Annotated in this window: 11 protein-coding genes; 2 read left to right on the top strand and 9 right to left on the bottom strand. The window is 38.8% G+C overall.

The genetic code is table 11. The annotated features are described in order from the left end of the window. Positions 1-216: 216 nt before the first annotated feature. A complete protein-coding gene (locus V7150_RS20645) occupies positions 217-489 on the bottom strand; it encodes a UPF0223 family protein (RefSeq protein ID WP_335522035.1) in 273 nt (90 codons plus the stop codon). 44 nt (positions 490-533) lie between these two features. Further along, entirely contained in the window at positions 534-1,493 is a 960-nt protein-coding gene (locus tag V7150_RS20640; protein WP_335522033.1) for an NAD(P)H-dependent flavin oxidoreductase, read from the bottom strand. A gap of 212 nt (positions 1,494-1,705) precedes the next feature. On the opposite strand from V7150_RS20640, the gene V7150_RS20635 reads away from it, so the two are divergent. Further along, positions 1,706-3,178, top strand: a complete 1,473-nt coding sequence (locus V7150_RS20635; protein WP_335522031.1) for an aminotransferase class I/II-fold pyridoxal phosphate-dependent enzyme — start codon at positions 1,706-1,708, stop codon at positions 3,176-3,178. 73 nt (positions 3,179-3,251) lie between these two features. On the opposite strand, the gene V7150_RS20630 is transcribed toward V7150_RS20635, so the two are convergent. Together V7150_RS20630 and V7150_RS20625 are read right to left on the bottom strand one after the other, a co-directional pair. After that, a complete protein-coding gene (locus V7150_RS20630; protein ID WP_335522029.1) occupies positions 3,252-3,374 on the bottom strand; it encodes a GapA-binding peptide SR1P in 123 nt (40 codons plus the stop codon). Positions 3,375-3,541: 167 nt separating this feature from the next. Continuing rightward, positions 3,542-3,841 carry a DUF3055 domain-containing protein gene (locus V7150_RS20625; RefSeq protein ID WP_335522027.1) on the bottom strand — a complete coding sequence of 100 codons (300 nt, stop codon included), beginning with the start codon at positions 3,839-3,841 and terminating at the stop codon, positions 3,542-3,544. A gap of 160 nt (positions 3,842-4,001) precedes the next feature. Here V7150_RS20625 and V7150_RS20620 point away from each other — a divergent pair, with 160 nt between their 5' ends. Continuing rightward, positions 4,002-4,436, top strand: a complete 435-nt coding sequence (locus V7150_RS20620; protein WP_335522037.1) for a DUF1885 family protein — start codon at positions 4,002-4,004, stop codon at positions 4,434-4,436. 22 nt (positions 4,437-4,458) lie between these two features. On the opposite strand, the gene V7150_RS20615 is transcribed toward V7150_RS20620, so the two are convergent. From V7150_RS20615 to pdhA, 5 genes are all read right to left on the bottom strand, one after another. Further along, complete coding sequence (locus V7150_RS20615) at positions 4,459-4,701, bottom strand: hypothetical protein (RefSeq protein ID WP_335522025.1); 243 nt, start codon at positions 4,699-4,701, stop codon at positions 4,459-4,461. A 208-nt stretch (positions 4,702-4,909) separates the two neighbouring features. Next, positions 4,910-6,325 carry a dihydrolipoyl dehydrogenase gene (lpdA, locus tag V7150_RS20610; protein WP_335522024.1) on the bottom strand — a complete coding sequence of 472 codons (1,416 nt, stop codon included), beginning with the start codon at positions 6,323-6,325 and terminating at the stop codon, positions 4,910-4,912. A 4-nt stretch (positions 6,326-6,329) separates the two neighbouring features. Continuing rightward, positions 6,330-7,643 (bottom strand): dihydrolipoamide acetyltransferase family protein, encoded by a 1,314-nt coding sequence (locus tag V7150_RS20605; protein ID WP_335522022.1) that lies wholly within the window; start codon positions 7,641-7,643, stop codon positions 6,330-6,332. A 125-nt stretch (positions 7,644-7,768) separates the two neighbouring features. Next, entirely contained in the window at positions 7,769-8,746 is a 978-nt protein-coding gene (locus V7150_RS20600; protein WP_283922481.1) for an alpha-ketoacid dehydrogenase subunit beta, read from the bottom strand. Between the two features lie 3 nt (positions 8,747-8,749). Beyond that, on the bottom strand, positions 8,750-9,865 hold the full coding sequence (pdhA, locus tag V7150_RS20595) for a pyruvate dehydrogenase (acetyl-transferring) E1 component subunit alpha (protein WP_335522020.1): 1,116 nt from the start codon (positions 9,863-9,865) through the stop codon (positions 8,750-8,752). Positions 9,866-10,140 lie beyond the last annotated feature (275 nt).

Below are 10,140 nucleotides of genomic sequence, written 5' to 3'. Positions count from 1 at the left end.
GAGAGGTCACTGGAGACCCTGCAGGCGCCAAAGCGCCGAGGAGGCTCCAGGACCTCCCCGCGGAAAGCGAGTGCCTGGAGCGGAAATCAACAGGCCCATTCGCAGGGACAATCAATAAATTTGGTATTTAGATTTTGACAGAATAAAAAATTGCCGAGAAAAATACCCTTTCTCGACAATCTGACTCCCGATTTAATCTTTCGGGAGTTTTTTCTATTATTTCATGATGATTTTGTCGCCTGAAACAGCTTCCTTTGCCTTTTGGATTGTTCGATACGCCGAATAACCGCTCATTTCTTCGAATTCACCACAAATGGTTTTCTCTTCAGCTTTGCTCGGGACGATTTCTTTAAACCGTCGGTAGGCCATCATAACCTCTTCTCGTTCTATTCCCTTTTCATATGCCTTCTCAATTGCTTCAAAAAACTTAACAACATCGATAATTTCATCTGTTGACCAGTTGTAATCAATCGGATATTGATACTCCATATATTTCACCTGCTTACTATTTTCATCTTAAGTGAATGATACCTTTATTTTCCCCATTTTGCACGAATTTGTTCTGCATCATGAATCATCCGTTCAAAAAGTTCTGCAACAGTTGGTATATCCTTAATAAGGCCCATCACCTGGCCTGCCCATGCAAATCCTTCATTAGGCTCGCCATCATAAATGTAACGTTTATTCGCCGTTCCACCAATAAAATCCCTTAATTGGTTATAGTCACCATTATTTCTTTCAATTTCAAGGATTTTCTCAGTCCAGGTGTTTGCGATTGCTCTCGCGGGAGCTCCTAGTGTTCTCTTGATTACCACCGTATCTGACTCCGTTCCTTCTACTAGCCTTTGTTTATACACTTCGTGGGCATGAACACATTCCTTTGTAGCAATAAATCTCGTTCCCATTTCAATCCCTTCAGCACCTAAACTTAATGCTGCCATCAATCCCCTGCCATCACCAATCCCGCCTGAAGCAATGACAGGAATGGAAACAGCGTCCACTACTTGAGGGATTAACACCATGGTACCAATATCATCTCTGCCAAGATGACCTCCCCCTTCCTGCCCTACAACCATTACCGCATCTGCACCAAGCTGTTCTGCCTTCATCGCCTGTCGTCTCGCAGCAACTAAGACGAGTGTTTTTATCGCTGTCCCTTTTAACTGTTCAAAAATCGGTGCAGGGTTTCCTCCCGTCATTGAGATAACAGGGACTTTTTCATCAATTGCAACCTGGAGAAAATCAGTGAATGGCCTCCCATGCTGCCCAATCGCAAAATTAACCCCAAACGATTTGTTTGTTAGTTGTTTTACTTTTCGAATTTCCTCTCTAAGCTGGTCTGGACTACCTAATGACATAGCTGTAATTTGTCCTAGACCTCCTGCGTTTGAAACAGCTGCCGCTAATTCAGAATAAGCTAAATAGGCAAGCCCGCCTTGTATAATCGGATAACGAATATTAAGTACCTCTGTAACTCGTGTATTCCAATTCAAGTGAATCCCTCCTTAAAATATGTTAATTTGTTATTTCGTCTAACGAGGTTAAATTTCCTGTCTTATTGGGAAACTAACTTGAGCAAAATAAAAACAAAAAAACCTAAAAGAAATTCTATGCAACCCCGTTGAATAGTGCTATAATTCCATTGTTTTATGTAATTAATGAACATAATTACCGAGTATTTTTTCTTAAAGAGGTGTGTAAATAATTGTCACAAAATCAAACCCCGTTATTTAGCGGTTTAGTAGAGCACGCAAAAAAAAATCCGATTCAATTCCATATTCCTGGTCATAAAAAGGGCGCAGGAATTGAGCCGGAATTTCGCCAGTTTATTGGTAATAATGCACTTTCGATCGACTTAATTAATATTGGTCCGCTTGATGATCTTCATCACCCAAAGGCAATGATTAAACAGGCGCAGGATTTAGCGGCTGAAGCCTTCAATGCCGATCATACCTTCTTTTCAGTTCAGGGTACAAGCGGGGCTATTATGGCAATGGTAATGGCTGTTTGTGGACCTGGAGATAAAATCATCGTACCAAGAAACGTTCATAAATCGGTTATGTCGGCTATTGTCTTTTCCGGAGCAATCCCAGTCTTTATTCATCCTGAAATTGATAGAGAATTAGGGATTTCCCATGGTATTACTACAGATGCAGTCGAAAAGGCACTTGAGCAGCATCCTGATGCAAAAGGGGTTTTAGTCATTAACCCTACCTACTTTGGGATCTCAGCAGATTTGAAAAAAATTGTTGAAATTGCTCACTCATATCATGTTCCTGTTCTTGTTGATGAGGCCCATGGTGTCCATATTCATTTTCATGATGAGCTTCCCCTATCTGCAATGCAAGCCGGTGCTGATATGGCAGCCACAAGTGTCCATAAGCTAGGCGGATCTATGACACAGAGCTCCATTCTTAATGTGAAAGAGGGACTCGTATCTGCAAAACATGTTCAATCGATTTTAAGCATGCTTACAACAACGTCAACATCTTATTTACTTTTAGCCTCGTTAGATGTAGCTCGGAAGCAGTTAGCAACTAAAGGAAAGGAATTAATTGAGAGAACCATTCAATTAGCACAGTCCATTCGAGCAAGTATCAATGAAATCGATCATATCCGTTGCGTTGGGGAGGAAATTTTAGGTTCAAAAGCTACTTTTGATTATGACCCAACAAAACTAATTATTTCTGTAAAAGAGCTTGGTTTAACCGGGTATGAGGTAGAAAAGTGGCTAAGAGAAAAACATAATATAGAAGTAGAATTATCAGACCTATATAACATTCTTTGTATTATCACACTCGGTGATACGGAAGTTGAAGCTAACCTTTTAGTAACTGCGTTAAAAGAGCTAGCATTTGAATGTGAACATCGTTCAGGAAAGATTGAACCTGTTGAGGTTCTCCTGCCTGAAATTCCAGTGCTTGCTCTAACACCTAGAGATGCTTTTTATGCTGAAACGGAAGTGATTCCTTTTGAAGAATCAGAAGGCAGAATTATTGCTGAATTTGTAATGGTATACCCTCCAGGAATCCCGATTTTTATTCCTGGGGAAATTATTACTAAGGAAAACCTTCATTACATTCATGAAAACCTCGAGGCGGGTTTACCCGTTCAGGGCCCTGAAGATGATGAAATTAAAACGATACACGTAATAAAGGAATACAAAGCAATTAAATAATGTTCAATTCATAAAAATACAGGATTCCGGCTCGGAATCCTGTTTCTCATTTTTTAAGATTGTTCCAAATTATTTATTCTTCATCGTGAATATGATGGTCATCGCAACAATTGCACTTCGAGTAAAGCACTGTAACTTTTTCATCTTCAAAATGATCAATAGTAGAGTTACAAGTTTGGCATACAAGAGTACCCATCTGTTCAATCCCCTTTTCTTAATTGAGTGATCATGATTTTGAAAGCGTTTAAATATCCCTAATGCAATAATAATATATCACATTATAAATTTCAAGCCCAAATTGTATGTCACATTTAAAAAATAATAACAAAAAAAGGCCACCTTTCAGGCCCTTTTCATAAACAATTATTCATATTGTGTGACAAAAGGAATAGACGGAAGTGTAATACTAAAAAATTCAGCTAAATTTGCTGCCTGTTGTTTATCCGAGATACGGAACACTGTTTGAAGGTAATCAATATCTTCAACATCTTTAGGGTCGAGGAGCGTTGAACGGCCTGTTTGCATGCAGACAACAAGTGGTTTGCCAAAAAACAAATTCGTGTAAATTATTCCAAAGTCATAACGTGTATCTTCTGTGGTAAAGCCAATAAACCTCACTTTTGCATTTTCATTCTCATCGTAGAGCTTATCAAATATTTCCATAAGGCCACTCCTTTTCTTGAAATATTTAGAATATTATTATAATTCTTTTTATGAAAAATAACAAGAAAACTGGCGATTTATTTTTGTAAATGTTGTCAACACTTTTTAATCAATGCTAGAATAGAATTGCATATAATGGACTGATAGGGGGGGAATGATGATGGCTGTAAACGCATTTATTAAGCTTGTGCCCTCATCTGCTAAACAAACGGTAACAATTGAAGAGGTAAAGGAATTATTTCATTACTATAAAAATATTACTGCTAAAACTGGCGACCAATTGGATTGGCAATACGGTGATTCTGCCTTTCCGTATGAAATTAAAGAAACAGAAGAAGGCAAAGGAAAATGGTTCTATTTACATTCTGACCATGAACGCTATTATTCTATTTTAATAGGTGTTGATACAGAAACAGTTCACAATGAGGACGGGGCAGTAAGCGAGCAGGTATACATACAAATCACACTCCCTGAACAATCTACCTATGGTGATAAAGGTAAGGCAAATGAATTTTGTAAATTCCTTGCTAAAAAACTCCAGGGAGAGCTTCACCTCTTTAACGATAGAATCATGTATTTCAATCCAAGAAAGTAAGGGCTCCTTTTCGGAGCCTTTTTTAATGCATAAATTGCGCCATCGTATAGTGAATCGAAGTATAAATAACTAAACTAAGTACGGTAATAAAGAGCGTTTTCCGCTTTGATTTTGTTACTTCGTTTCCGATTAAAAATGCCAGATAAAAAAACACAAAAAACATAATAACTTTATAAATGAGTTGGTCATGCTCTGATATCCACTCAATAAGCGTAAACCCACTCCAAATAATAAACTGCAGTACTATGACAACATAGATCCTCATATTTATCACCACTCAAAATCCATTGATCTTAAGAAAGAACAAAGACATCTAGTGTTATAAGTATATGTTCTAAATGTAAGAGATATTTTCCATTTCGAATGACTTTGGGTATTTTTAGAATTTATATATTTACTTGGTTACCTTAATAATTCGTTGCAATAAAATAAAGTCCTTTTCGATTTATACGAAAAGGACTTTTATTTTTATCTTATTTTATGATATGGATTGGGGTTCCAAGTGCAACTTCTGCTGCTTCCATTGTAATTTCACCAAGTGTTGGATGGGCATGGATTGTCATAGCTAAATCCTCAGCTGTCATGCCTGCTTCAATCGCTAAGCCTAACTCAGCAATCATATCTGAGGCACTTGCGCCGGCAATCTGCGCTCCAATCACAAGGCCGTCTTCTTTACGGGTAATCAATTTTAGGAAACCATCACCGCTATCAAGTGAAAGGGCACGTCCATTTGCTGCAAATGGGAATTTAGCAGCGTTCACGTTAATACCTTCTTCTTTTGCTTGTGCTTCTGTATATCCAACTGAAGCCAGCTCAGGTTCTGAGAAGACAACAGCAGGAATTCCTAAATAATCAATTTCAGAAGTATGACCGGCAATTGCCTCGGCAGCAATTTTAGCTTCATATGATGCCTTATGTGCTAACTGCGGACCTTGAACAACATCACCAATAGCGTAAATATTGCTAATATTAGTTCGGCATTGTTTGTCGATTTCAATCAGACCGCGATCACTTAGTTTCACACCTACTTGTTCTAAGCCCATTTCATCCGTATTTGGACGGCGTCCAACCATGACAAAGACGTAGTCAGCTTCGATTTTCTTCTCTTCGCCTTTTGTTTCAAATGTTACAACAACGCCGTTTTCAGTTTCTTCTACACCTTTAGCTAATGCTTTTGTATAGAATTCAGAACCTTTTTTCTTCATGGTACGCTTTACAAGGGCAGCCATTTGTTTATCAAAAACGCCAAGACCTAATATTTCTTCTGCACCTTCTAGGATTGTTACTTGGCTTCCAAAGTTTGCGTATGCACCGCCTAGTTCGATTCCGATTACTCCGCCGCCAATGACAACGATTTTTTCAGGAATTTCACTTAAGTTAAGGGCACCAGTCGAATTCAGTACTCGTTTTGAATATTTAAAGGCAGGTAGCTCAATTGGACGAGAACCAGTCGCAATAATAGCATTTTTAAAGGTATAGGTTTGCGCTGAATTTTCATCCATTACACGAAGTGTATTGGCATCCACGAAATATGCTTCGCCACGCACAATATTTACTTTATTTCCTTTTAATAAACCTTCCACACCGCCAGTTAATTTTTTCACGATTCCGGATTTAAATTCTTGAACCTTTGAAAAATCTACTTTTACATTTTCCGCCGTAATTCCGAATGACTCAGAATGAAGCGCTGTTTCGTAACGGTGACCTGCTGAGATCAATGCTTTAGAAGGAATACATCCTACATTTAAACATACGCCCCCAACATATTCCTTTTCAACAATTGTTACTTTTTGTCCAAGCTGTGCAGCACGAATCGCTGCTACATATCCGCCAGGGCCCGCACCAATTACTATAGTATCTGTTTCTATTGGGAAATCTCCAACGACCATAATATTACGCCTCCATTAACAATAGTTCTGGATCGTTCAATAAACGTTTAATATGATTCAAAGCATTTTGTGCTGTTGCACCATCAATCATGCGGTGGTCAAAGCTTAAAGAAAGTGCTAAAACAGGTGCAGCAACAATTTCACCGTTTCTAACGATTGGTTTTTCAGCAATACGTCCAACACCTAAAATAGCAACTTCCGGATGGTTAATGACAGGAGTAAACCATTGACCTCCCGCAGAACCAATGTTTGAAATTGTGCAAGATGCACCTTTCATTTCATTAGGGGCAAGTTTGCCATCACGAGCTTTTGCAGCCAGTTCATTAATTTCATTTGAAATAGAGAAGACTGATTTACGATCAGCATCTTTTACAACTGGTACTAATAGGCCTTTTTCTGTATCTGCTGCAATCCCAATGTTGTAGTAATGCTTATGAATTATTTCACTTGTTGCATCATCAAGTGATGTATTTAATGCTGGGAATTCACGCAATGCACTTGTTAATGCTTTTACGATATATGGTAAGAATGTAAGCTTAATACCTTTTGCTGCAGCCACTTCTTTAAATTTCTTACGATGTGTAACAAGTTTCGTTACATCAACCTCATCCATTAAAGTTACGTGTGGTGCCGTATGTTTAGAGTTAACCATAGCTTTCGCAATTGCTTTGCGAATACCGCTCATTTTCTCACGTGTTTCAGGATATTCACCTTGTGGAATGGCTGCAGCTTGTGGTGCTGCAGGTATTGCTGCTTCAGCTTCCACAGCAGCTGTAGTTGGTGCTTGTGGTACTGCTTGTGCCCCTCCACTAATAAATGTATCAATATCACTTTTTAGAATACGACCATTATTACCAGTACCTGCAACTAAATGAATATCAATACCCTTTTCACGCGCATATTTACGAACAGACGGCATTGCGATAATTCGTCTATTTGGATCAACTTCCACTTGTTGGGCAGTTTCTATGTTTGCTGCAGCAGGTGCTGCATCTTGGCTCGCTTCCGGTGCTGGTGCTTTTTCTTCTTGTTTAGGCTCTTCAGCATGATCGTCGCCTTTAAATTGTAAGTTTTCATATCCAGGAGCATCAAATGTAACGAGGACCTGACCAACTGTTGCAACTGTCCCTTCTCCCACTAAAACGTCTAATACAGTTCCTTCTACAGGCGAAGGAATTTCTACAACTGCTTTATCATTTTGAATTTCACAAAGCACGTCATCTTCTTGGACTTTATCGCCTGGTTTGATGAACCATTTGACAATTTCCCCTTCGTGAATACCTTCACCGATGTCAGGCATTTTAAATTGAAATGGCACTGAGATTCATCTCCTATTTTTTCGTGTATTTTAGCCTATTTTGCTAAGATGAAAGTGGGAAAAGTACATCCTTTTCCCATATTACTAATCCAGCTCCGCAAGAAAATTTTCGAAGCGATAGATTTTTAGAACGTTAATACCTTTTTAGCTGTTTCAATTACATCTTTATAGTTTGGCAGCCACACAGATTCAGCTTGTGGAAAAGCAAAAATTGTGTCTGGCGCTGCCACACGTAATACTGGTGCTTCCAAGCTTAAAATAGCTCGATCGTTAATTTCCGCAACAACGTTTGCGGCAATACCAGCTTGTTTTTGTGCTTCTTGAACTACAATTGCACGACCTGTTTTCTCAACAGACGCAATAATTGTTTCAATATCAATTGGACTTACTGTTCGTAAGTCAATAACTTCAGCAGAAAAACCTTCTTTTTCTAGTTCTTCTGCAGCTTTCAATGACTCGTGAACCATTGCACCATAAGTAATAATAGAAACATCGGTTCCTTCACGTTTTACTTCTGCTTTCCCAAGTGGAATTGTATATTCGCCTTCAGGAACTTCTTGGCGGAAAGAACGGTATAACTTCATATGCTCTAGAAAAATAACTGGATCATTATCTCGGATTGATGAAATGAGCAGTCCTTTTGCATCATATGGTGTTGATGGAATAACTACTTTTACTCCAGGCTGTTGTGCCATAAGACCTTCTAAGCTGTCCGCGTGCATATCTGGGGTATGTACGCCGCCTCCAAAAGGCGAACGAAATGTTACCGGAGCATTAAATTTACCTCCCGTACGATAACGAAGACGCGCTGCTTGACCAGAAATAGAGTCCATTACCTCATAAACAAAACCGAAGAATTGAATTTCTGGAACAGGACGAAAGCCTTGTAAACTAAGACCGACTGCTAATCCGCCAATCCCTGATTCAGCTAGTGGTGTGTCAAAAACACGATCTTCACCAAATTCGTTTTGCAACCCTTCAGTTGCACGGAATACACCACCATTTACACCTACGTCTTCACCGAAAACTAACACATTCGGATCATTACGCAATTCCGTACGTAATGCATCTGTAATTGCTTGAATCATTGTCATTTGAGCCATGGTTTACTTCGACTCCTTTTCACTATATATTTCATATTGCTCTTTTAAGTTATAAGGCATATCTTCATGCATAATTGAGATTAAATCTGTCACCTTTTGTTTAGGTGCTGCATCAGCTTTTTTAATAGCTTCTTTAATATCCTCTTTTGCTTTTTCAATCACTTCGTTTTCTTTTTCTTCACTCCAAAGCCCTTTGTTTTCAAGGAATTTACGGAAACGGACTAATGGATCTTTCTTTTCCCATTCATTGTCAAGGTCAGCTGTCCGATAACGAGTTGGGTCATCTCCAGCCATTGTATGTGGTCCATAACGGTAAGTTAACGTTTCTATAAGAGTTGGACCTTCACCATTAACGGCACGTTCACGGGCATCACGGGTTGCAACATAAACAGCTAACGGATCCATACCATCAACTACAATCCCCGGGATTCCGGCTGCTACAGCCTTTTGAGCAAGTGTTTTGGCCGCTGTTTGTTTTTCACGTGGAGTAGAGATAGCAAAACGGTTATTTTGAATAATAAAGATAGCTGGAGCTTTGAATGCACCCGCAAAGTTAATTCCTTCATAGAAATCCCCTTGAGAAGTTCCACCGTCTCCTGTATACGTAATAGCAACGGATTTTGCTCCACGTTTTTTCATTCCCAGTGCAACACCAGCAGTTTGAACGTACTGGGCACCGATAATGATTTGAGGAATAGCAATATTAACTCCATCAGGAATCTGTCCACCTTGTAAATGTCCTCTTGACCATAAAAATGCTTGGGATAATGGTAATCCATGCCAAACAATTTGCGGAACATCACGATATCCCGGCAAAATAAAATCTTCTTTTTCAAGGGCAAACTGGGAAGCTAATTGAGACGCTTCCTGTCCAGCTGTTGGGGCATAGAATCCTAATCTTCCTTGACGGTTTAATGAAATAGAGCGCTGATCAAGAATTCTTGTATAAACCATGCGGCTCATTAATTCCTGCAATTGTTCATCCGTTAGGTCAGGCATTGCTGCTTCATTAACAACCTCACCTTGTTCATTCAAAATTTGAAGCGTTTGAAATTGATCTTCTACAGTCTCGAGTGCTTTGTTCGCATCAAGCTGGGCGTTCTTAAGTTTAGAAGCCATTTTGCACCTCTTCCTTTCTATTCAGAGCTTAATTTAAAAAATAAAATCCACTTAGTTAGATTACCCAAAAACCACACGATTAAAAGCAAGATGGAGATAACCATCATTTTTTTAATCAGGGTGTTAGAATAAACATTTGATATTACATAGGATTTTGCTGATATAGTTTTTGAAGTACCATTCCAAAGTTTCCCACAGAAAAGATAAGACAATAAAACCTTATCTCATCAATATTTTATTCTGTATTACTTTTTTATGTAACATCATTAATACAA

It is taken from the genome of Neobacillus drentensis (genome assembly GCF_036965245.1).
GTDB classification, from domain to species: Bacteria; Bacillota; Bacilli; order Bacillales; family Cytobacillaceae; genus Neobacillus; species Neobacillus drentensis_G.
The sequence above is the reverse complement of the archived record's forward strand: the minus strand, read 5'-3'. Positions and strand labels throughout refer to the sequence as shown.